Origin of the sequence: Methanocalculus natronophilus (assembly GCF_038751955.1) — an archaeon.
GTDB classification, from domain to species: domain Archaea; phylum Halobacteriota; class Methanomicrobia; order Methanomicrobiales; family Methanocorpusculaceae; genus Methanocalculus; species Methanocalculus natronophilus.
Map to the genome: position 1 here is coordinate 1 of NZ_JBCEXH010000130.1, position 512 is coordinate 512.

Consider the following 512-nt stretch of genomic DNA (forward strand, 5'->3'; position numbering starts at 1 on the left):
GCTATTGCTAGTACTATCGACGAAGTCAAAATTTTGTTCAAACATGTATTCGTAAGTTTCTCCAAGTACATTAACGTCACTCTCAAGTGTCAAGAATGGAGCGTTGATAATCAAATCGTCTGTAATCATTCCGTTACCAGTGAAATGCATCGTCGCTTCCTCGGTGAATTGAATCTCGATGTTACCGGCTATGGCTCGGCCTTTAAAATCAATGTCCACTGGACGATCGATATAAACACTGTTGTCAAACGAGGATCCGATGATTACTTTTGTGAATTCCGGATGCTCGAGTATACGATGGAAATCGTTGGAACTGTTTACTTTGACCGTTTGACCATACTCAAACTCCTGGCCGTCACGATAATCTACTACTGCATAACCTTGTTCTAGGTCGAAAGTATTATCGGTAAGTAGATCCACGATGGTTTGTGTCTTCTCAACGCCGTCACCTAATCCAATACCTTCTTCTTTGGTTTCAAATGTGTTGTTATCGATGGTCACGCTGATGTCTT

The 512-nt window shown here is 41.4% G+C and carries 1 protein-coding gene; it reads right to left on the reverse strand.

Features of this window, described 5'->3' with window-relative positions; translation table 11 throughout:
• Positions 1–512: hypothetical protein (locus tag ABCO64_RS10845; RefSeq protein ID WP_343089491.1), on the reverse strand; the 512-nt coding region annotated here is incomplete at both ends.